This window comes from Escherichia sp. E4930 (assembly GCF_005845405.1).
In the GTDB taxonomy this organism is placed as follows: Bacteria; Pseudomonadota; Gammaproteobacteria; order Enterobacterales; family Enterobacteriaceae; genus Escherichia.
In genome coordinates this window covers 402656-424794 of record NZ_VCDZ01000007.1, presented here as the reverse complement: position 1 = coordinate 424794, position 22139 = coordinate 402656, and the positions used below count along the sequence as shown (strand labels likewise).

14 protein-coding genes are annotated in these 22139 nt (G+C 51.7%); 7 read left to right on the top strand and 7 right to left on the bottom strand.

Features of this window, described 5'->3' with window-relative positions:
* Nucleotides 1-88: 88 nt before the first annotated feature.
* From glpC to glpA, 3 genes are read right to left on the bottom strand one after another with little or no spacing between them, the layout of a single operon-like run.
* Nucleotides 89-1279 carry an anaerobic glycerol-3-phosphate dehydrogenase subunit GlpC gene (gene glpC, locus FFT88_RS12215; protein WP_130221917.1) on the bottom strand — a complete coding sequence of 397 codons (1191 nt, stop codon included), beginning with the start codon at nt 1277-1279 and terminating at the stop codon, nt 89-91.
* Nucleotides 1276-2535: a glycerol-3-phosphate dehydrogenase subunit GlpB gene (glpB, locus tag FFT88_RS12210; protein WP_135404779.1), complete on the bottom strand. Its 1260-nt coding sequence runs from the start codon at nt 2533-2535 to the stop codon at nt 1276-1278. The genes glpC and glpB overlap by 4 nt, the downstream gene beginning before the upstream one ends.
* Entirely contained in the window at nt 2525-4153 is a 1629-nt protein-coding gene (glpA, locus tag FFT88_RS12205; protein WP_135404782.1) for an anaerobic glycerol-3-phosphate dehydrogenase subunit A, read from the bottom strand. The genes glpB and glpA overlap by 11 nt, the downstream gene beginning before the upstream one ends.
* Before the next feature lie 271 nt (nt 4154-4424).
* On the opposite strand from glpA, the gene glpT reads away from it, so the two are divergent.
* The 3 genes from glpT to inaA all read left to right on the top strand — a co-directional run bounded on the left by glpT (nt 4425) and on the right by inaA (nt 7754).
* Nucleotides 4425-5783, top strand: coding sequence for a glycerol-3-phosphate transporter (glpT, locus tag FFT88_RS12200; protein WP_064526704.1), 1359 nt, complete (start codon nt 4425-4427; stop codon nt 5781-5783).
* A 4-nt stretch (nt 5784-5787) separates the two neighbouring features.
* A complete protein-coding gene (glpQ, locus tag FFT88_RS12195; protein ID WP_130217028.1) occupies nt 5788-6864 on the top strand; it encodes a glycerophosphodiester phosphodiesterase in 1077 nt (358 codons plus the stop codon).
* A 239-nt stretch (nt 6865-7103) separates the two neighbouring features.
* Nucleotides 7104-7754, top strand: a complete 651-nt coding sequence (gene inaA / locus FFT88_RS12190) for a lipopolysaccharide kinase InaA (RefSeq protein WP_135404783.1) — start codon at nt 7104-7106, stop codon at nt 7752-7754.
* A 53-nt stretch (nt 7755-7807) separates the two neighbouring features.
* Here the strand turns inward: inaA and yfaE are convergent, their stop codons facing one another.
* The 3 genes from yfaE to nrdA all read right to left on the bottom strand — a co-directional run bounded on the left by yfaE (nt 7808) and on the right by nrdA (nt 11619).
* A complete protein-coding gene (gene yfaE / locus FFT88_RS12185; RefSeq protein WP_130207161.1) occupies nt 7808-8062 on the bottom strand; it encodes a ferredoxin-like diferric-tyrosyl radical cofactor maintenance protein YfaE in 255 nt (84 codons plus the stop codon).
* Nucleotides 8062-9192 carry a class Ia ribonucleoside-diphosphate reductase subunit beta gene (gene nrdB / locus FFT88_RS12180; protein WP_130207160.1) on the bottom strand — a complete coding sequence of 377 codons (1131 nt, stop codon included), beginning with the start codon at nt 9190-9192 and terminating at the stop codon, nt 8062-8064. Before nrdB ends, yfaE begins: the two co-directional genes overlap by 1 nt.
* Nucleotides 9193-9333: 141 nt before the next feature.
* Complete coding sequence (nrdA, locus tag FFT88_RS12175; RefSeq protein WP_130236895.1) at nt 9334-11619, bottom strand: class 1a ribonucleoside-diphosphate reductase subunit alpha; 2286 nt, start codon at nt 11617-11619, stop codon at nt 9334-9336.
* A gap of 676 nt (nt 11620-12295) precedes the next feature.
* On the opposite strand from nrdA, the gene yfaL reads away from it, so the two are divergent.
* Nucleotides 12296-16039: an AIDA-I family autotransporter adhesin YfaL/EhaC gene (gene yfaL, locus FFT88_RS12170; protein ID WP_135404786.1), complete on the top strand. Its 3744-nt coding sequence runs from the start codon at nt 12296-12298 to the stop codon at nt 16037-16039.
* 140 nt (nt 16040-16179) lie between these two features.
* Here the strand turns inward: yfaL and ubiG are convergent, their stop codons facing one another.
* Complete coding sequence (gene ubiG, locus FFT88_RS12165) at nt 16180-16902, bottom strand: bifunctional 2-polyprenyl-6-hydroxyphenol methylase/3-demethylubiquinol 3-O-methyltransferase UbiG (protein ID WP_130207157.1); 723 nt, start codon at nt 16900-16902, stop codon at nt 16180-16182.
* A gap of 146 nt (nt 16903-17048) precedes the next feature.
* Between ubiG and gyrA the strand changes: the two genes are divergently transcribed.
* The 3 genes from gyrA to FFT88_RS12150 all read left to right on the top strand — a co-directional run bounded on the left by gyrA (nt 17049) and on the right by FFT88_RS12150 (nt 22133).
* Complete coding sequence (gene gyrA / locus FFT88_RS12160; RefSeq protein ID WP_001281237.1) at nt 17049-19676, top strand: DNA topoisomerase (ATP-hydrolyzing) subunit A; 2628 nt, start codon at nt 17049-17051, stop codon at nt 19674-19676.
* A 148-nt stretch (nt 19677-19824) separates the two neighbouring features.
* Entirely contained in the window at nt 19825-21513 is a 1689-nt protein-coding gene (locus tag FFT88_RS12155) for a DUF2138 domain-containing protein (RefSeq protein WP_135404788.1), read from the top strand.
* The gene (locus FFT88_RS12150) at nt 21510-22133 is read left to right on the top strand and encodes a DUF1175 domain-containing protein (RefSeq protein ID WP_130217044.1); all 624 of its coding nucleotides are present in this window, start codon (nt 21510-21512) and stop codon (nt 22131-22133) included. Before FFT88_RS12155 ends, FFT88_RS12150 begins: the two co-directional genes overlap by 4 nt.
* Nucleotides 22134-22139 lie beyond the last annotated feature (6 nt).

Genomic DNA, 22139 nt, shown 5'->3' with positions numbered 1-22139 from the left:
TACTGCGATGCAACGCATACATTGGGTACGGAACCGTGCACGCAAAAATGCCCGGTAACAACATGCTTACCGGGCATCAGAAAGGAGTTTAAGCCAGCGCCTGGGCCAGCAGCGTAATCGGATGTTCGCAGCGAAGGCTTGTGGACATCTCAATCTGCCATTTGCAGGTTTCGCAGTCGGTAACGACCAGATCCGCGCCGCTCTCTTCTATCTGGCGGAACAGTGGTGCGCCGATGGCTTGTGAGGTGGGGTAGTTCTCTTTTTTGAAACCGTAAGTACCCGCAATACCGCAGCACTGGGAATCCAGCACTGTCAGCTCAAGCCCTGGGATCTTACGCAACAGTTCCAGGGTGTAGAGCGTCCAGCCCATTTTTTCCATATGGCACGGAGTGTGATAAACCACTTTCAGCGGCAGCGGTTTCAGCGGTAACGTTTTGCCTTCGTCCAGCTGGCGCCACAGCCAGCGGGTCGCCAGTTCGATATGATCGCGTAAGCCTTTGTTGTCGACATTCAGCACTTCCGGGTATTCGTCGCGCAGGGCAAATGTACAGGTAGATGAAGTGGCAATCACCGGAATGCCTTTTACTCCCACAGCTTCGCGGATCGACTCTACATTCGTAATTGCCTGTTTGCGTGCTTTATCGGTAAAACCGTTGGCGATCAGCGGTACGCCGCAGCATTTTTCTTTGCTGAGCAGTTGTACACCGGTACCCATTGCGTTGAGCACTTTAATTAAATCTTTACCTAACTGCGGATGGTTGTAGTTAACGAAGCAGCCGTGAAAGAAAGCGACCTGGTCTTTATATTGCGCTTGCTGGGCTGCCACGCTGCGATACCAGCGACGAAATGTACCGAAGGAGTATTTCGGTAGCGTGCGGCGATGATCGATTTTTAACGCCGCATCAAGCAGTTGCCGTACTGGTTTCAGTGAGGTAGCGGTATTGACGATTGGTGCGAACGGCGTGGAAACGCTGCCCATCAGGTCGGTATGGCTTAAAACGAAGTTACGCAGCGACGGGCGCGTGGTGTCATATTTCGCCCGCGCGCGCTGGATAATATCGCCAATCTTCACATCGGACGGGCAGGCGACTTCACAACGTTTGCAGTTGATGCAATATTTCAGCGCCTCGTCATACAGTGCGCCATCTTTCAGACGCAGACGCTCGCCATCCGGCCCGGCTTGTTTTGGCCCTGGATAGCTCGGATTCACCCGGCTCACCGGGCAGGCGGTGGTGCAGACGGTACACTTAATGCAGTTTTCGAAGCTGGTGTCGTTCATTGTTGGCCTCCTGCGCGTTGGGCAATCTGTTGAGCGGCATGTAAAGCACTGACGGCACAAACGCCGCCGCCGCATCCCTGGGCGATGGGATCAAATCCGCCCAGCACCGAACCGATGGCAAACAAGTTCTCAATGGTTTTCCCTGCCTGTGACGGGCGTAGCGCCTCGTCAGTAGTTACGCCGAACTGTTGCCACGGTTGCGCAGCAAAAAAGTCACTTCTATACCACTCACCCCGCGTGGCGGTTTGCAGTACATCAAGGCCGAGAATCGGCTCACGAATGCCGTCGCGTTCTGCCACCAGCCCGCCGCTAAAGAAACTGCCACTCGCAAGCACCGCAAAGTGTGGACGCAGTGGGATATCGGCGTGATTGCGGGTCCAGATTTCGCTCACCACGCCGTTTTTGCAGGTCACTTTTTTCACTTCATCGCCCGGCATCCACACGCCGCCCTGGCGTACAAACTGGCGCTGTAACTGGTTTTGCAGACGAATACCCAGCACGGAAGGCGGCAGCGTTGGCAAAAGCATAAGTGAACAAGGTAGTTTTTCATTCAACCAACGCCACAGTTTGTCATCGGCCAGGCCGAAGCAGGCGGGCATCAGGATCATTTCACATGTATTGGCGACAGGGATTAGCGCATCAATTAACAGCGGCCAGTTTTCTTCGTTATCAAGGAAACGGGCGATATTCACCGCGCGAAACTCGGTGGCGTTGTTGCGTAGCACATCCAGTTCCGGCAGTTCAATTTCAGCAGTTTCAACCGAAAGATCCAGTTCGCGCAACGAAGCCGCCGCAAGATGCGCCTGAAAATCCATCAGACCGCTAATTCCTACTACACATATCTTCTTCGCGGATAGTGGCCAGACGGGGATTTCTGGCGAACTTAGCCAGGTTGAGCGCAGAGTGCCGAGCGGCGTAATTCGCTGGTGAGCCAGTTCTACGCTGCCCTGCAATTGCGCACCGCTTTCAGCGATTAATGCCTGCGCCTGGCAAGCGAGATCGAGTACGCGTTGTGGCCCGAGAAGAGTGTAAGGATGGGTTGGTGCCTGCTGACGCAAAGATTCCAGTCCACTGTGAATGTCTGTCACCGGTTGACCATCTGGCAGATGGCTCAGCAAATCCAGCGATCCGGATGAGAAATGGAGCGCGCTTTGACCACGGGTGACAATGGCACAGCGCAGACCGTGTTTTTGCAGTTGCAGGCCACAGAGTAATCCGGCGAGGCCGCCGCCCATAATGACAGTATCAAAGCGCATCTTTCTGCTCCTTCTCCAGACCACACAGTCCCTGATAAACCCAGCGGGTAAATTCGCTTTCGCGCAGTGCGTCTCCCCAGGCTATGGGTTGCACGCCTTTCCAGCGTTCGTTAAGGAAGGTGGAAAGTTGCTCGATAGATTGCGCGGAGGTGGTGACGTTAAAACGTTGCAGCAGTCCGGCAGCGCGGCAGGCGCAGAGCTCGCCCTGGCAGGTGCCCATCCCCACACGGGTGCGGCGACGTAAATCCAGCAGGCTGTTGACGTTTAAATTTTCTACTGCGTACTGCACTTCGCCAGCAGTAACGGCTTCACACTCACAAACAAGGCTGCGGTGCAAACGGCCTTCACTTAACCAGGCGGGTGTGCGATCGCCATGACGATAAACCGCAGAACCGCGCAGCGGGGCAGGCAGAGAGATGACTTTACGCAAGGTGACTTCAGCGGGCTCCTGTGAACCAGGAAGTGCCAGATCGGCGGTCGTACAGGGGCGCGTGTTGCCCAGCTTGCGGCATACTGCGTCGGTAGCCCATTCCGCCATCAGCCGATAGGTCATCAGTTTGCCACCGGTGATGGTGATAAATCCGTCCAGACCATCGCGTTCAGCATGGTCGAGCAGCACGATGCCACGGCTGACGTTACGGCCGCTCGGGTCGTCATCGCTGGCAACCAACGGGCGCACGCCAGAGTAGGCCCGCAAAATGCGCGTTTTCGCCATCACGGGGGCCAGTTTTTCCCCTTCACGCAGCAGAATATCCACTTCTTCTGCCGTCACTCGGTTGTCGTCTATCTCATCGTAATTAATGCGTAAAGAGGTGGTGCCAATCAGCGAAATGGTATCGCCAGGCACCAGAATATCGGCGTCGGAAGGTTTACGGCAGCGGTTGATCACATGCTGATTAATGCGGTGGTCCATGATCAGCAGCGATCCTTTCGCCGGGAACATGCGAATGCGCAGATCGGCATATTCGGCAATGTGTTGCCCCCAGATCCCGGCGGCATTAACTACGACAGGCGCATAAAGTGCCTGAGTTTCGCCGGTGAGATGATTACGTACACGAACACCGCACACCGTCGCGCCTTCACGAATCAGTCCCGTGACTTCATGAGCGGTAAGGATAACGGCACCATGTTCTTTTGCATCGAGCATGTTCGCTGCGGTCAGCCGGAATGGGTCAACGGTGCCATCCGGAACTTTTACCGCGCCAATCAGTGCCGGGTTAACGGAAGGTTCTATAATGCGTGCTTGCTGCGGATCAATGGCTTCAGCACTGATTCCAGCCTCTTCGCAAGCACGAATAAAAGTCGCCTGGAAGGAGAGATCATCTTCCGGCAGGGTGATAAACAGGCCGTTGGTTGGTTCGACACAGTGACGCGCAATGCGTTTCAAAATCTGGTTTTCACTAATACATTCGCGGGCCGATTCCGCATCGGTAACCGCATAGCGTGCGCCGCTGTGCAGCAGACCGTGGTTACGCCCGGTGGCTCCCGTTGCGATGTCGTGGCGTTCAACCAAAATCACTTTCAGCCCGCGCAGGGCACAGTCGCGGGCAATCCCGGCTCCCGTTGCGCCGCCGCCAATGATAATCACGTCACTTGTTTGCGAATCGCGAGTTTTCATTGTTATCCCTCAAAAGTTCGTTTTGTCTCATTTAGCCACAGAAAAAACATGCATTGTTTGATTTCGCGCATAATCGCTCATAATTCGAAAGTGAAACGTGATTTCATGCGTCATTTTGAACATTTTGTAAATCTTATTTAATAATGTGTGCGGTAATTCACATTCATGGAATGAATGATTAATTAACATCGCGGCAACTCAAGAAACGGCAGGTTCTTCCATTGAATCAGGCTGTTAATCATAAATAAGACCACGGCCACGGAGGCTATAAATGTTGAGTATTTTTAAACCAGCGCCACACAAGGCGCGCTTACCTGCTGCGGAGATCGACCCGACTTACCGTCGATTACGCTGGCAAATTTTCCTGGGGATATTCTTTGGTTATGCCGCTTACTATTTGGTTCGTAAGAACTTTGCTCTCGCGATGCCCTACCTGGTGGAGCAGGGATTCTCACGTGGTGATTTAGGTTTTGCCCTTTCAGGGATCTCAATTGCCTACGGATTTTCGAAATTCATCATGGGGTCGGTGTCGGACCGCTCGAATCCGCGCGTTTTCCTGCCAGCAGGTCTGATTCTTGCTGCGGCAGTTATGCTTTTTATGGGCTTTGTTCCGTGGGCGACATCGAGCATTGCGGTGATGTTTGTGCTGCTGTTCCTCTGCGGTTGGTTCCAGGGGATGGGATGGCCGCCGTGCGGTCGTACTATGGTGCACTGGTGGTCGCAGAAAGAACGTGGCGGCATTGTGTCGGTGTGGAACTGTGCGCATAACGTCGGTGGTGGTATTCCGCCGCTGTTGTTCCTGCTGGGGATGGCCTGGTTCAATGACTGGCACGCGGCGCTTTATATGCCGGCTTTCTGTGCCATTCTGGTGGCTCTGTTCGCCTTTGCGATGATGCGCGATACCCCGCAATCATGTGGCCTGCCGCCGATCGAAGAGTACAAAAATGATTACCCGGACGACTATAACGAAAAAGCGGAACAGGAACTGACCGCGAAACAGATCTTCATGCAGTACGTGCTGCCGAACAAACTGCTGTGGTACATCGCCATCGCCAACGTGTTCGTCTATCTGCTGCGCTACGGTATCCTCGACTGGTCACCGACTTACCTGAAAGAGGTGAAACACTTCGCGCTGGATAAATCCTCCTGGGCCTACTTCTTCTATGAGTATGCGGGCATTCCAGGCACTCTGCTGTGCGGCTGGATGTCGGACAAAGTCTTCCGCGGTAACCGTGGGGCAACCGGCGTCTTCTTTATGACACTGGTGACCATCGCCACCATCGTTTACTGGATGAACCCGGCAGGCAACCCAACCGTCGATATGATTTGTATGATTGTTATCGGCTTCCTGATCTACGGCCCAGTCATGCTGATTGGTCTGCACGCGCTGGAACTGGCGCCGAAGAAAGCGGCAGGTACGGCGGCGGGCTTTACCGGACTGTTTGGTTACCTTGGCGGTTCCGTAGCGGCAAGCGCGATTGTCGGCTACACCGTTGACTACTTTGGCTGGGATGGCGGCTTCATGGTGATGATTGGCGGCAGCATCCTGGCGGTTATCTTGTTAATTGTCGTAATGATTGGCGAAAAACGTCGCCATCAGGAATTACAGCAAAAACGCAACGGAGGCTAATGGCATGAAATTGACGCTGAAAAACCTTAGCATGGCTATCATGATGAGTGGAATGATCATGGGAAGCAGTGCAATGGCGGCGGATAACAGTGAGAAAATAGTGATTGCCCATCGTGGCGCCAGTGGTTATTTGCCGGAGCATACGCTGCCTGCAAAGGCGATGGCGTATGCGCAGGGGGCCGATTATCTTGAACAGGATTTGGTGATGACGAAGGACGACCATCTGGTCGTTCTGCATGACCACTATCTTGACCGGGTAACCGATGTTGCCGATCGTTTCCCGGACAGGGCGCGTAAAGATGGCCGTTACTACGCGATAGATTTCACGCTGGATGAAATTAAGTCTTTAAAATTCACTGAAGGCTTCGATATTGAAAACGGTAAAAAAGTGCAGACTTTTCCCGGGCGTTTCCCGATGGGTAAATCTGACTTCCGGGTGCACACTTTCGAAGAGGAAATTGAATTTGTTCAGGGGCTAAACCATTCGACCGGGAAAAATATTGGTATCTATCCAGAGATTAAAGCGCCGTGGTTCCATCATCAGGAAGGGAAGGATATTGCGGCAAAAACCCTGGAAGTGCTGAAGAAATATGGCTACACCGGTAAGGATGATAAGGTTTATCTGCAATGCTTTGATGCTGATGAACTGAAGCGTATTAAGAATGAGCTGGAACCCAAAATGGGTATGGACCTCAACCTGGTACAGCTGATTGCATACACCGACTGGAACGAAACTCAGCAGAAACAACCGGACGGAAGCTGGGTTAATTACAGCTATGACTGGATGTTCAAGCCGGGTGCCATGAAACAGGTAGCGGAATATGCTGATGGTATTGGCCCGGATTACCATATGGTGATTGATGAGACATCGCAGCCGGGTAATATCAAGCTTACCGGAATGGTAAAAGATGCACAGCAGAATAAGCTGGTGGTGCATCCTTATACCGTGCGGGCCGACAAGCTACCGGAATATGCCACCGATGTGAATCAGTTGTATGACATTCTGTACAATAAAGCCGGTGTTAATGGGTTATTTACCGACTTCCCTGACAAGGCGGTAAAATTCCTCAACAAAGAGTAAATTCAGTGTCGGATGGCACTTATGTGCCATCCGATACCACTCTTCATCCACACCCCTACACATAGTGGGCATAGTTAATTCTTCAATAAAATCTGTTGGTTATCCTTACTTGCTGTTATTTAGCGCGGGATGACTTGTTTCCGGCAAAAGAAACCCATTAATAAACACTTTTTATTAAGTTTTTCTTAAGGTGAACACCTATAGTCGTTGTCGTTAACAATAACAACAGGCGACAGGGTATGGTTGTTTCAGCAAAACTCGATGAATTTAATCACTGGTGGGCAACGGAAGGAGACTGGGTTGAAGAGCCGAATTTCCGCCGCAATGGCATGAGTGGGGTGCAATGCGTTGAACGAGACGGGCAAAAAATTTACGTGAAGCGCATGACTCAGCACCTGTTTCATTCCCTCCGCTATCCGTTTGGTCGCCCGACGATTGTGCGCGAGGTTGCGGTGATAAAAGATCTGGAACGCGCTGGCGTGATTGTGCCGAAAATCGTTTTTGGAGAAGCGGTGAAAATTGATGGCGAATGGCGTGCGTTGCTGGTGACAGAAGATATGGCGGGGTTTGTCAGCATTGCTGACTGGTATGCGCAACATGCAATTACGCCTTTTGCTGATGATGTTCGCGAAGGGATGCTAAAAGCGGTAGCGCTGGCGTTTAAGAAAATGCATAGCGTTAATCGGCAGCATGGTTGCTGTTATGTTCGACATATCTATGTGAAAACGGAAGGTAAAGCAGAAGCTGGTTTTCTTGACCTGGAGAAAAGCCGCCGTCGTGTACGGCGCCATAAAGCGATCAATCATGACTTCCGCCAACTGGAAAAATATCTGGAGCCGATTCCCAAAGCCGACTGGGAACAGGTGAAAGCGTATTACTACGCCATGTAATCGTTGTAGGCCAGATAAGACGTATCAGCGTCGCATCTGGCACTAGTGCCAGATCACAACTCGATTTCAATATCGCCTTTTGCCCGGCAACAACAGGGCAAAATCTCCCCTGGCTGAATAAAGGCTAACGGTTCGGCAATCCAGTCAACCTGACCTGCAACCAGGCGTGTGCGACAGGAGCCACAGTAGCCTTCGCGACACTGGTACTCAACCGCCACATTATGAGATTCCAGCGCCGCCAGAAGGGAAGGGTGTTCATCCTGGCACAGCAGTTGTGTGCCAGTGATGCGCAAGGTAACGCGGGTCATCAGAGCTGGAAGTTACTCAAATCGTCGGTGTCCACTTCCGAGTCAATTTGACCGACCAGATAAGAGCTCACCTCAACTTCCTGTGGGGCAACCTGCACGTTATCCGACACCAGCCAGGTGTTGATCCACGGGATCGGGTTGGAACGCGTCTGGAACGGCAGATCCAAACCGACTGCCTGCATACGGATATTGGTGATGTACTCGACGTACTGGCAGAGAATGTCCTTGTTCAGACCAATCATCGAACCGTCACGGAACAGATAATCCGCCCAGTCTTTCTCCTGCTGTGCCGCCTGGACAAACAGCTCATAGCACTCTTGCTTACACTCTTCGGCTATTTCCGCCATTTCCGGATCATCCGCGCCGCTGCGCAGTAGATTCAGCATATGCTGGGTGCCAGTCAGGTGCAGGGCTTCGTCACGGGCAATCAGGCGAATAATCTTGGCGTTACCTTCCATCAGTTCGCGTTCTGCAAAGGCAAAGGAACAAGCAAAGCTGACGTAGAAACGAATCGCTTCCAGCGCGTTAACGCTCATCAGGCAGAGATAAAGTTTTTTCTTCAGCTCGCGCAGGCTAACGGTCACGGTTTTGCCGTTGACGGTGTGGGTGCCTTCGCCCAGCAAATGCCAGTAGCTGGTCATCTCGATCAGTTCATCGTAATAGCGGGAAATGCCTTCTGCGCGTTTCTGGATCTGCTCGTTGGTGACGATATCGTCGAATACAACAGACGGATCGTTAACGATATTACGAATGATATGGGTATAAGAACGAGAGTGAATTGTTTCTGAAAATGCCCAGGTTTCGACCCAGGTCTCCAGTTCCGGGATCGAGATCAGCGGCAGCAGTGCTACGTTCGGACTACGACCCTGAATTGAATCGAGCAACGTCTGGTACTTCAGGTTGCTAATAAAAATGTGCTTTTCGTGTTCAGGCAGCGCCTGATAATCGATACGGTCGCGGGAGACGTCAACTTCTTCCGGACGCCAGAAGAAAGAGAGCTGCTTTTCGATCAGCTTTTCGAAGATTTCATATTTTTGCTGATCGTAGCGGGCCACGTTGACCGGCTGACCAAAGAACATCGGCTCTTTGAGCTGATCATTTTTCGTCTGTGAAAAGGTGGTATATGCCATGAATGTGTCCTGTGGTTTTAATGCCGGATAAGGCATTTTACGCCGCATCCTGTGCCTGATGCGACGCTGGCGCGTCTTATCAAGCCTACAAATTCGAACCGTAGGCCGGATAAGGGTTACGCCACATCCGGCATCTCAATATCAGATCTTACATGCGCCGCTTTCGCAGCCATCGTCCTGGATTGACGGCACCAGATCGTCCTGCGCATCTTCTGCGCCGTCACGGGTGTTCTGATAATACAGCGTTTTGACCCCGAATTTGTAGGCGGTGAGCAGGTCTTTCAGCAACTGCTGCATCGGCACTTTTCCTGACGGGAAGCGTGACGGATCGTAGTTAGTATTCGCAGAGATCGACTGATCGATAAATTTCTGCATGATACCAACCAGTTGCAGGTAGCCATCGTTACCCGGCATTTCCCACAGCAACTCGTAGGCGTCGTGCAGATGTTCATAGTCCGGCACGACCTGGCGCAGAATACCGTCTTTCGATGCTTTGATGCTAACGTAACCGCGCGGCGGTTCAATACCGTTAGTGGCGTTAGAGATCTGTGAAGACGTCTCGGACGGCATCAGGGCAGAAAGTGTGGAGTTGCGCAGACCGTGCGTTTTGATTGACTCACGCAGTGCTTCCCAGTCGTAATGCAGCGGCTCATTAGCGATGGCATCCAGATCTTTCTTATAGGTATCGATCGGCAGGATCCCTTTCGCGTAAGTGGTTTCGTTAAACCACGGACATGCGCCTTGCTCTTTCGCCAGCTCATTAGAGGCTTTCAGCAGATAATACTGAATCGCTTCGAAGGTTTTATGCGTCAGGTTGTTGGCGCTGCCGTCGGAGTAACGTTTACCGTGCTTCGCCAGATAGTAAGCGAAGTTGATCACACCAATACCCAGTGTACGACGACCCATCGCCCCGCGTTTGGCTGCCGGGATCGGGTAATCCTGATAATCCAGCAGCGCGTCGAGTGCGCGTACCGCCAGAACGGCCAACTCTTCCAGTTCATCCAGGCTGTTAATTGCCCCCAGGTTGAAAGCAGAAAGCGTACACAGCGCGATTTCACCGTTTTCGTCGTTAACGTCATTCAGCGGTTTGGTCGGCAGAGCGATTTCCAGGCACAGGTTAGACTGGCGCACTGGCGCGATGGCCGGATCAAACGGGCTATGGGTATTGCAGTGGTCAACGTTCTGAATATAGATACGACCAGTAGACGCACGTTCCTGCATCATCAGTGAGAACAGCTCAACCGCTTTCACGCGCTGTTTGCGGATGCTGTCGTCTTTCTCATATTTGGTGTACAGGCGCTCAAACTCTTCCTGATCGGCGAAGAATGCGTCGTACAGCCCCGGTACGTCGGACGGGCTGAACAGGGTGATATCTTCACCTTTCAGCAGACGGGTATACATCAGTTTGTTGATTTGTACCCCGTAGTCCATATGACGCACGCGGTTGCCTTCAACCCCACGGTTGTTTTTCAACACCAGCAGGCTTTCCACTTCCAGATGCCAGATTGGGTAGAACAGCGTTGCCGCACCGCCGCGCACGCCGCCCTGGGAGCAGGATTTCACCGCCGTCTGGAAATGTTTGTAGAACGGAATGCATCCGGTATGGAACGCTTCACCGCCACGAATCGGGCTACCCAGTGCACGAATACGCCCGGCGTTGATGCCGATCCCCGCACGCTGGGAAACGTATTTCACAATCGCGCTGGAGGTCGCGTTAATGGAATCCAGGCTGTCGCCGCACTCGATCAGCACGCAGGAGCTGAACTGGCGAGTCGGAGTACGCACGCCTGACATGATTGGCGTCGGCAGCGAAATTTTAAATGTGGAAACCGCGTCGTAAAAACGCTTCACGTATTGCAGACGCGTTTCGCGCGGGTAGTTCGAGAACAGGCACGCGGCAACCAGAATATAGAGGAACTGGGCGCTCTCGTAGATTTCGCCGGTCACGCGGTTCTGTACCAGATATTTGCCTTCCAGCTGCTTAACGGCAGCATAAGAGAAGGTCATATCGCGATCGTGAACGATAAACGTGTCCATCTGCTTGAACTCTTCTTCCGTGTAGTCTTCCAGCAGATGATTATCGTATTTGCCCATTTCGACCATTTTCACTACGTGGTCGTACAGCGCAGGCGGCTCAAACTGGCCGTAGGCTTTTTTACGCAGGTGGAAGATCGCCAGGCGCGCGGCGAGATACTGATAATCCGGCGCATCACGGGAGATCAGGTCAGCGGCAGCCTTGATAATGGTTTCGTGGATGTCGGAGGTCTTGATACCGTCATAAAACTGAATATGGGAGCGCAGCTCGACCTGTGAAATCGAAACGTTATGCAGTCCTTCTGCCGCCCAGTCCAGAACGCGATGGATTTTGTCGAGATTGATGCGCTCTGTGCTACCGTCGCGCTTTGTCACCAGCAGATTCTGATTCATGTATGTCGTACCTGTTTTTTCCGCAATAGTTTCGCGCAACTACCTGTAGTAAGGAAAGCTGCAACGAACACTATATATAGGGGGTCTATTTGGGATTCACTGCAAGATAGTGTGAAAATGGCCCTCTTGCAAGTGCATAACTTTGTGGATAACTCAGGAAGGAAAAAGTGACTTCCGCGTACCTTAGGTCAGACAAGGTGTTCGGGAAAGTCAATGGGAAGAGAAAAATTTGTTAAAAATAACCGTTCGGTGATTTCTTGAACGTTCAATTTAAGATAATTATTGATCCAGGTTATTTGTTGCGCTTAATTCAATTCAACAAAAATTGATTTTGCCACAACAGCATCTGGAGCAATCATTTATTTTCATTGTTCACAATATGAGCATTTGTAACCTGCTGTAAGGTTGGTAACGGTGGTTTTTTATTCAGTTAATGTTAAATAATTACTCTCAATGTTGATTTTTCTTATGGTTGATAAATTATTTAATAAAATTAATGTCATTTAAGTATTGTTAATTAAAGAATTAATGTGAGTTTAAGAAAATTTTCAGATCTATTTATTATCATTAACTGCCATATCATAAGGTTAATTTATTTTCGATTTACAATTAATTTTTATTTAAAGGCAGAACCTGTTTTTTAATAGACCGATGTTATTTAAGTGGTAACCAGGTCATGCAAAGTAAAAAATGGATTCTTTTTTCTGCTAAAGGGATGATATGGGGGATCCCTGCCATAATGGCGGGGTCATTAACAGCCGCAAATGCCTCGTCGCAGGCTTTTGAATCATGTCAGGGAAGCTACGTAGCCAGCAGTTGCCAGGCCAGCAGACAAAGCCTTTCAGGCATTACACAAGACTGGATCGTCGCTGATGGACAATGGCTGGTTTTTTCGGATATGACAAATAACGCCAGCGGAGGGGCAGTATTTTTGCAACAGGGGGCAGGACTTTTACTATCGCCAGAAAATGAAAGCGGTATGACCTTGTTTGCGAATAATACCGTAAATGGCGAATATAATAATGGTGGGGCAATATTTGCCAAAGAAAACTCAACGCTGAATCTTGATAATGTTATTTTTGTGGGTAACGTGGCCGGAGGATATGGTGGCGCTATCTACTCTTCTGGGACCAATGACCCTGGTGCAGTAGATATAAGTGTTGCTAATACTGTGTTCAGCAAAAACATTGCCAATGACGGCAAAGGTGGTGCAATTTATACTATCAATAATGACGTCTATTTAAGTGATGATATTTTTGATAATAACCAGGCATACACATCAACAAGTTACAGTGATGGTGATGGTGGTGCAATCGATGTCACCGATAATAATAGCGATATTACACACCCTTCAGGTTATACGATAATAAATAACACTGCCTTTACAAATAATACTGCCGAAGGTTATGGCGGGGCGATTTATACCAATAGCGCGACGGCTCCCTATCTTATTGATATTTCTGTTGATGACAGCTACAGCCAGAACGGCGGCGTGTTAGTGGATGAGAACAACAGCGCAGCAGGTTATAGCAATGCTCCTTCTCCAGCGGCGGGCGGCTTTATGTTCGTCGATTCAAGCCAGGTAAGGTTTGATATCGCTGCCAATAAAACCCTGGTTATCGGTAACGTAAGTAACGATGGTGCGATCGATTCCATTGCCGGAACCGGGAGTATCAGTAAAACCGGCGCGGGCGAACTGGTGCTCAATGCGGATAATAATAATTTTACCGGCGAGATGCGGATCGAAAACGGTGAAGTGACGCTGGGGCGTAGCAATTCGCTGATGAATGTCGGCGATGACCGTTGCCAGAGTAATTCGCAAAATTGCTATGGCCTGATGGTCGGCAGTATCAGCCATCGGGATGACCAGGCGGAATTGAACGTTGGCGCTACACAGCAGACTTTTGTTCACTCCCTGACGGGGTTTCAGAATGGCACGTTAAATATTGATGCTGGCGGTAATGTTACCGTTAATGCAGGTGGGTTTAGCGGAACCATTGAAGGTGCCGGGCAACTCACTATTGCTGAAAACGGTAGCTATGTGCTGGCGGGGGCGCAGTCGATGGCGCTGACCGGCGATATTGTGGTGGAAGATGGCGCAATCCTCTCGCTTTCGGGTAACGCCACGGACCTTGCGGATATGCAGGACGATCCGCAGTCCATCGTGTTAAACGGCGGCGTATTGGATCTCTCCGATTTCACTACCTGGCAGAGCGGTACGTCAGAGAACGATGGTCTGGAAATCAGTGGCAGCGGCGGTACGGTGATTGGTCAGCAGGATGTTGTCGATCTTTACGGCGGCGACGAGCTGCATATTGGCGATGACGGGAATAATGGTGTTTATGTGGTGGTGGATGCAGGTGACGGGCAGGTCAGCCTGGCAAATGACAATCAATACCTCGGCACAACACAAATCGCTTCCGGTACGCTGGTGGTGAGCGACAACTCTCAGCTTGGTGATACCCACTATAACCGCCAGGTTATCTTTACTGATAATCAACAAGATAGCACGATGGAGATTACCTCCGACGTTGACACGCGTTCAGATGCGGCAGGCCACGGACGTGATATCGAAATGCGCGCCGATGGTGAAGTGATGGTGGATGCGGGTGTAGACACGCAGTGGGGCGCACTGATGGCTGACAGCAGCGGGCAGCAGCAGGACGCGGGAACCACACTGACGAAAACCGGTGCAGGAACGTTGGAACTGACTGCCAGTGGCACGGCGCAGTCGGCGGTGCGAGTGGAAGAAGGCACGTTGAAAGGCGATGCTGTGGATATCTTTCCTTATGCATCATCGCTGTGGGTCGGTGATGGGGCGACGTTCGAGACTGGTGCGGATCAGGATATTCAGTCTATTGATGCTACTTCCAGCGGCACTATCGACATCAGCGATGGTACGGTTTTGCGCCTGACCGGGCAGGATACTTCCGCCGCACTGGATGCCTCGCTGTTTAACGGCGACGGTACGTTGGTGAATGCCACCGATGGTGTGATGTTGACAGGTGAGCTTAATACCAACCTGGAAACCGACAGTCTGACTTATCTTTCAGACGTGACGGTTAATGGTGATCTGACCAATACGTCCGGTGCGGTTAGCCTGCAAAATGGCGTCGCTGGCGATACGCTGACGGTAAACGGTGATTATACCGGCGGCGGTACGCTACTGCTCGATAGCGAATTAAACGGTGATGACTCAGCAAGCGACCAACTGGTGTTGAACGGTAATACTGCTGGCAACACGACCGTGGTGGTTAACCCCATTACCGGGATTGGTGAGCCGACATCTACAGGCATTAAAGTGATTGATTTCGCAGCCGATCCCACGCAATTTCAAAACAATGCGCAGTTTAGTCTGGCGGGCAGCGGCTACGTCAATATGGGAGCTTACGACTATACGTTGGTGGAAGATGATAATGACTGGTATCTGCGCTCGCAAAAAGTCACTCCGACGCCACCGCCCGATCCGGATCCGACTCCCGATCCCACGCCGGAGCCCGACCCAACACCCGCTTATCAGCCTGTGCTGAATGCCAAAGTTGGTGGATATTTTAATAACCTTCGGGCGGCAAATCAGGCGTTTATGATGGAGCGACACGATCACGCTGGTGGCGATGGTCAGACGCTGAATTTACGCGTTATCGGCGGAGATTATCATTACACAGCAGCAGGGCAGTTGGCCCAGCATGAAGACATTTCTACGGTACAGCTTAGCAGCAACCTGTTAAGCGGAGACTGGGGCGATGATGGCCAGTGGATGCTAGGGGCCGTAGGTGGCTACAGTGATAATCAGGGGGACAGTCGCTCAAACATGACCGGAACTCGCGCCGATAACCAGAACCACGGTTATGCTGTTGGGCTGACCTCAAGCTGGTTTCAGCACGGTAGCCAAAAACAAGGGGCATGGCTGGATAGCTGGCTGCAATATGCCTGGTTTAGCAATGATGTTTCTGAACAAGGTGATGGTGCGGATCATTACCATTCGTCGGGGATCGTTGCTTCGCTGGAAGCCGGCTATCAGTGGTTACCGGGGCGTGGTGTGGTGATTGAACCGCAGGCGCAGGTGATTTATCAGGGCGTGCAGCAGGAGGATTTTACCGCCGCTAACCATGCGCGGGTGTCACAATCGCAGGGCGATGATATTCAGACGCGGCTGGGATTACACAGCGAATGGCATACTGCGCTTCATATCACGCCAACGTTGGATTTGAATTATTATCACGATCCCCATTCGACGGAAATTGAAGAAGATGGTAGCCAAATCAGCGACGATGCGGCGAAGCAGCGTGGTGAAATAAAAGTGGGAGTAACGGGCAATATCAGTCAGCGAGTTTCGCTGCGTGGCAGCGTGGCGTGGCAGAAAGGAAGCGATGATTTTGCCCAGACGGCCGGGTTTTTGTCGATGACGGTGAAATGGTAATCGCTGTCCGCCCGGCATCGTTGCCGGATGCGGCGTAAACGCCTTATCCGGCCGATGGGGGGTATTTGTAGGCCTGATAAGACGCGGCAAGCGTCGCATCAGGCATTGGCGCGGTTGCCGGATGAATCCAAACAACAACCTTACTTATTCTGCGTGTGCAGCATATAGTTCACATCAACGCCGGGGCCGAGCTTAAAAGTATTAGTGATCGGGTTATAATGCAGCCCGATCATATGGCGCTCTTTTAGACTGGTTTGATCCACCCAGCCCAGCAATTCTGCCGGTTTAATAAACTTCTTCACGTCGTGCGTGCCTTTAGGCACCATGCGCAAAATATATTCCGCGCCGACCACCGCCATTAGCCACGACTTGCCATTACGATTAAGCGTGGAGAAAAAGACATCGCCACCCGGTTTTACCAGTTGTGCGCAGGCTCTGACCACTGACTGCGGATCGGGGACGTGCTCCAGCATCTCCATGCAGGTCACCACATCATACTGCCCGGCATGTTTTGCCGCGTGTTCTTCAACGGTTTCCTGTACGTACTCTACCTGAATGCCGCTTTCCAGCGCGTGCAGCTTTGCCACCTGCAATGGCTCAAAGCCCATATCCAGACCAGTCACCGTCGCACCTTCTCGCGCCATACTCTCGGCCAGAATGCCGCCGCCGCAACCAACATCGAGCACCTTTTTGCCAAACAATCCGCCAGCACGCTCGGCAATATAGCCCAGACGCAGCGGGTTAATGCGGTGCAGTGGTTTGAACTCACCTTCAAGATCCCACCAGCGGGAGGCGACGGCTTCAAATTTAGCGATCTCTTCGTGGTCTACGTTATGGTTTACCGGCGATTTTTCGGCATTCATTGGCACTTCTACTCCGTAATTGGCAAGACAATCGAGTATATCAGGCATTGGATGTGAATAAAGCGTATTGGTTTACCTCAATCTGCGCGGCTGTGTTATAATTTGCGACCTTTGAATCCGGGATACAGTAGAGGGATAGCGGTTAGATGAGCGACCTTGCGAGAGAAATTACACCGGTCAACATTGAGGAAGAGCTGAAAAGCTCCTATCTGGATTATGCGATGTCGGTCATTGTTGGCCGTGCGCTGCCAGATGTCCGAGATGGCCTGAAGCCGGTACACCGTCGCGTACTTTACGCCATGAACGTACTAGGCAATGACTGGAACAAAGCCTATAAAAAATCTGCCCGTGTCGTTGGTGACGTAATCGGTAAATACCATCCCCATGGTGACTCGGCGGTCTATGACACGATCGTCCGCATGGCGCAGCCATTCTCGCTGCGTTATATGCTGGTAGACGGTCAGGGTAACTTCGGTTCTATCGACGGCGACTCTGCGGCGGCAATGCGTTATACGGAAATCCGTCTGGCGAAAATTGCCCATGAACTGATGGCCGATCTCGAAAAAGAGACGGTCGATTTCGTTGATAACTATGACGGCACGGAAAAAATTCCTGACGTCATGCCGACCAAAATTCCTAACCTGCTGGTGAACGGTTCTTCCGGTATCGCCGTAGGTATGGCAACCAACATCCCGCCGCACAACCTGACGGAAGTCATCAATGGTTGTCTGGCGTATATCGATGATGAAGACATCAGCATTGAAGGGCTGATGGAACACATCCCGGGGCCGGACTTCCCGACGGCGGCAATCATTAACGGTCGTCGCGGTATTGAAGAAGCTTACCGTACCGGTCGCGGCAAGGTGTACATCCGCGCCCGTGCAGAAGTGGAAGTCGACGCCAAAACCGGACGTGAAACCATTATCGTCCACGAAATTCCGTATCAGGTAAACAAAGCGCGCCTGATCGAGAAGATTGCGGAACTGGTAAAAGAAAAACGCGTGGAAGGCATCAGCGCGCTGCGTGACGAGTCTGACAAAGACGGCATGCGTATCGTGATTGAAGTGAAACGCGATGCGGTCGGTGAAGTGGTGCTCAACAACCTCTACTCCCAGACCCAGTTGCAGGTTTCTTTCGGTATCAACATGGTGGCATTGCACCATGGTCAGCCGAAGATCATGAACCTGAAAGACATCATCGCGGCGTTTGTTCGTCACCGCCGCGAAGTGGTGACCCGTCGTACCATTTTCGAACTGCGTAAAGCTCGCGACCGTGCGCATATCCTTGAAGCATTAGCTGTGGCGCTGGCGAACATCGACCCGATCATCGAACTGATCCGTCATGCGCCGACGCCTGCAGAAGCGAAAACCGCGCTGGTTGCTAATCCGTGGCAGTTGGGCAACGTTGCCGCGATGCTGGAACGTGCTGGCGACGATGCTGCGCGTCCGGAATGGCTGGAGCCAGAGTTCGGCGTGCGCGATGGTCTGTACTATCTGACCGAACAGCAAGCCCAGGCGATTCTGGATCTGCGTTTGCAGAAACTGACTGGCCTTGAGCACGAAAAACTGCTCGACGAATACAAAGAGCTGCTGGATCAGATCGCGGAACTGCTGCGTATTCTTGGCAGCGCCGATCGTCTGATGGAAGTGATCCGCGAAGAGCTGGAGCTGGTTCGTGAACAGTTCGGTGACAAACGTCGTACTGAAATCACCGCCAACAGCGCAGACATCAACCTGGAAGATCTGATCACCCAGGAAGATGTCGTCGTCACGCTCTCTCACCAGGGCTACGTGAAGTATCAGCCGCTTTCTGAATACGAAGCGCAGCGTCGTGGCGGGAAAGGTAAATCTGCCGCACGTATTAAAGAAGAAGACTTTATCGACCGACTGCTGGTGGCGAACACTCACGATCATATCCTGTGCTTCTCCAGCCGCGGTCGCGTCTATTCGATGAAAGTTTACCAGTTGCCGGAAGCCTCTCGTGGCGCGCGCGGTCGTCCGATCGTCAACCTGCTGCCGCTGGAGCAGGACGAACGTATCACCGCGATCCTGCCGGTGACCGAGTTTGAAGAAGGCGTGAAAGTCTTCATGGCGACCGCTAACGGTACTGTGAAGAAAACCGTCCTCACCGAGTTCAACCGTCTGCGTACCGCCGGTAAAGTGGCGATCAAACTGGTTGAAGGCGATGAGCTGATCGGCGTTGACCTGACCAGCGGTGAAGACGAAGTAATGCTGTTCTCCGCCGAAGGTAAAGTGGTGCGCTTTAAAGAGTCTTCTGTCCGTGCGATGGGCTGCAACACTACCGGTGTTCGCGGTATTCGCTTAGGCGAAGGCGATAAAGTCGTCTCTCTGATCGTGCCGCGTGGCGATGGCGCAATCCTCACCGCAACGCAAAACGGTTACGGTAAACGTACCGCGGTGGCGGAATACCCAACTAAGTCGCGTGCGACGAAAGGGGTTATCTCCATCAAGGTTACCGAACGTAACGGTTTAGTGGTTGGCGCGGTGCAGGTAGATGACTGCGACCAGATCATGATGATCACCGATGCTGGTACGCTGGTACGTACTCGCGTTTCAGAAATCAGCATCGTGGGCCGTAACACCCAGGGCGTGATCCTCATCCGTACAGCGGAAGATGAAAACGTAGTGGGTCTGCAGCGTGTTGCTGAACCGGTTGACGAAGAAGATCTGGATACCATCGACGGCAGTGCCGCGGAAGGGGACGATGAAATCGCTCCGGAAGTGGACGTTGACGACGAACCGGAAGAAGAATAATTTCATCGCTTCATGACTGAAGGGAGTAAACATCCCTTCTTCGAAATGAAAAGTCCAGGCTGCAAAGTCTGGGCTTTTGTCGTATTAGGGCGCGCTAAAGGGCGAGTTCGTTCGTCAAAAATGACGGTTATACACAAGGAATGTGGCAATGAGCGGTGAAAAAAAGGCGAAAGGCTGGCAGTTTTATGGCCTTGTAGGTGTCGGTGTTGTTGCGCTCCTTTCCGCGGGCGTCTGGGCATTGCAATACACTGGCAGTGGTCCAGAAAAAACGTTGTCGCCGCTGGTAGTGCACAATAATTTGCAAATCGATCTCAATGAACCTGACCTCTTTCTCGATAGCGACTCTCTAAGCCAGCTTCCCAAAGATCTCCTTACTATTCCTTTTCTCCACGATGTCCTGAGTGAAGATTTCGTTTTCTATTATCAGAATCATGCCGATCGTCTGGGCATTGAAGGCAGTATTCGCCGCATTGTCTATGAACACGATCTCACGCTGAAAGATAAGCTCTTTTCGTCGCTCTTAGACCAGCCCGCGCAGGCGGCACTGTGGCACGATAAACAAGGCCATCTTTCACATTATATGGTGCTTATCCAGCGTAGTGGCTTGAGCAAGTTGCTGGAGCCATTGCTGTTTGCTGCTACCAGCGACAGCCAGTTAAGCAAGACGGAAATCAGTAGTATTAAGCTAAATAGTGAAACCATCCCTGTTTATCAGTTGCGCTATAACGGCAATAACGCCCTGATGTTCGCGACATATCAGGACAAGATGCTGGTGTTTTCCAGCACGGATATGCTGTTTAAAGATGACCAGCAGGATACCGAAGCCACGGCGATCGCAAGTGATTTGTTGAGCGGTAAAAAACGCTGGGAAGCTAGTTTTGTCCTGGAAGATCGTACTGCCGGAAAAACGCCAGTACGCCAGCGCATCGTGGTTAGCGCAAATTTGCTGGGTTTTGGCTACCAGCGATTAATGCCTTCTTTTGCCGGAGTGCGTTTCGAAATGAGCAACGACGGCTGGCATAGCTTTCTGGCGTTAAATGATGAATCCGCTAGTGTGGATGCCAGTTTCGATTTTATGCCGGTATGGAGCAGTATGCCTGCCGGGGCCAGCTTCTGCGTGGCGGTGCCTTACTCGCACGGTATTGCTGAAGAAATGCTCTCACAAATCGCTCAGGAAAACGACAAGTTGAACGGGGTGTTAGACGGTGCCGCGGGGCTATGCTGGTATGAGGATTCAAAACTGCAAACCCCACTGTTTGTTGGTCAGTTTGATGGCACTGACGAACAGGCGCAATTGCCAGGGAAACTGTTTACCCAAAATATTGGTGCTCGTGAAAGCAAAGCGCCAGAAGGCGTATTACCGGTAACTCAAACTCAGCAGGGCGAAGCGCAAATCTGGCGTCGCGAAGTGAGTTCCCGATACGGCCAGTATCCGAAAGCACAGTCAGCGCAACCCGATCAATTAATGTCGGATTATTTTTTCCGCGTGTCGCTGGCGATGCAAAACAAAACGCTGCTTTTCTCCCTCGATGACACGCTGGTTAATAACGCGCTGCAAACACTGAATAAAACCCGCCCGGCAATGGTGGATGTGATACCCACCGATGGCGTCGTTCCGGTCTATATCAATCCACAAGGAATGGCGAAACTGCTGCGTAACGAAACGCTGACTAGTCTGCCGAAGAATCTCGAACCGGTTTTTTATAACGCCGCACAAACTTTATTAATGCCGAAACTGGACGCTTTATCGCAACAGCCTCGTTATGTCATGAAGCTGGACCAGATGAAACCGGGCGCCGCCTGGCAATGGTTGCCAATCAACTGGCAGCCATTATGAGGCGTGGACTGCTGGCACTGATTTGCTGGCTGTGTTGTTTTGTTGCTCATAGCGAAATGCTGAATGTCGAACAATCGGGACTATTTCGTGCCTGGTTTGTGCGTATTGCGCAGGAACAGCTACGCCAGGGGCCAAGTCCACGTTGGTATCAGCAGGATTGCGCAGGCCTGGTGCGCTTTGCAGCGAACGAGTCGCTGAAAGTTCACGATAGCAAATGGCTAAAAAGTAACGGTTTATCTAACCAGTATTTGCCGCCAGAGATGATGCTAACGCCTGAACAGCGGCAACTGGCACAAAACTGGAACCAGGGGAACGGGAAAACCGGACCCTATGTGACCGCGATTAATTTGATTCAGTACAACAGCCAGTTTATTGGCCAGGACATAAACCAGGCACTGCCTGGCGATATGATTTTTTTCGATCAGGGCGATGCCCAGCACTTAATGGTCTGGATGGGGCGTTACGTCATCTACCACACCGGAAGCGCCACGAAAACTGACAACGGAATGCGCGCAGTCAGTCTGCAACAACTTATGACATGGAAGGACACCCGATGGATACCCAACGATTCCAATCCCAATTTCATTGGCATTTATCGTTTAAATTTTCTGGCGCAATAGCGGCCT

Bases quoted from the DNA above. Each gene is read 5' to 3' on its own strand.
- glpC (WP_130221917.1), bottom strand. From the start codon at position 1,279: ATGAACGACACCAGCTTCGAAAACTGCATTAAGTGTACCGTCTGCACC.
- glpB (WP_135404779.1), bottom strand. From the start codon at position 2,535: ATGCGCTTTGATACTGTCATTATGGGCGGCGGCCTCGCCGGATTACTC.
- glpA (WP_135404782.1), bottom strand. From the start codon at position 4,153: ATGAAAACTCGCGATTCGCAAACAAGTGACGTGATTATCATTGGCGGC.
- glpT (WP_064526704.1), top strand. From the start codon at position 4,425: ATGTTGAGTATTTTTAAACCAGCGCCACACAAGGCGCGCTTACCTGCT.
- glpQ (WP_130217028.1), top strand. From the start codon at position 5,788: ATGAAATTGACGCTGAAAAACCTTAGCATGGCTATCATGATGAGTGGA.
- inaA (WP_135404783.1), top strand. From the start codon at position 7,104: ATGGTTGTTTCAGCAAAACTCGATGAATTTAATCACTGGTGGGCAACG.
- yfaE (WP_130207161.1), bottom strand. From the start codon at position 8,062: ATGACCCGCGTTACCTTGCGCATCACTGGCACACAACTGCTGTGCCAG.
- nrdB (WP_130207160.1), bottom strand. From the start codon at position 9,192: ATGGCATATACCACCTTTTCACAGACGAAAAATGATCAGCTCAAAGAG.
- nrdA (WP_130236895.1), bottom strand. From the start codon at position 11,619: ATGAATCAGAATCTGCTGGTGACAAAGCGCGACGGTAGCACAGAGCGC.
- yfaL (WP_135404786.1), top strand. From the start codon at position 12,296: ATGCAAAGTAAAAAATGGATTCTTTTTTCTGCTAAAGGGATGATATGG.
- ubiG (WP_130207157.1), bottom strand. From the start codon at position 16,902: ATGAATGCCGAAAAATCGCCGGTAAACCATAACGTAGACCACGAAGAG.
- gyrA (WP_001281237.1), top strand. From the start codon at position 17,049: ATGAGCGACCTTGCGAGAGAAATTACACCGGTCAACATTGAGGAAGAG.
- FFT88_RS12155 (WP_135404788.1), top strand. From the start codon at position 19,825: ATGAGCGGTGAAAAAAAGGCGAAAGGCTGGCAGTTTTATGGCCTTGTA.
- FFT88_RS12150 (WP_130217044.1), top strand. From the start codon at position 21,510: ATGAGGCGTGGACTGCTGGCACTGATTTGCTGGCTGTGTTGTTTTGTT.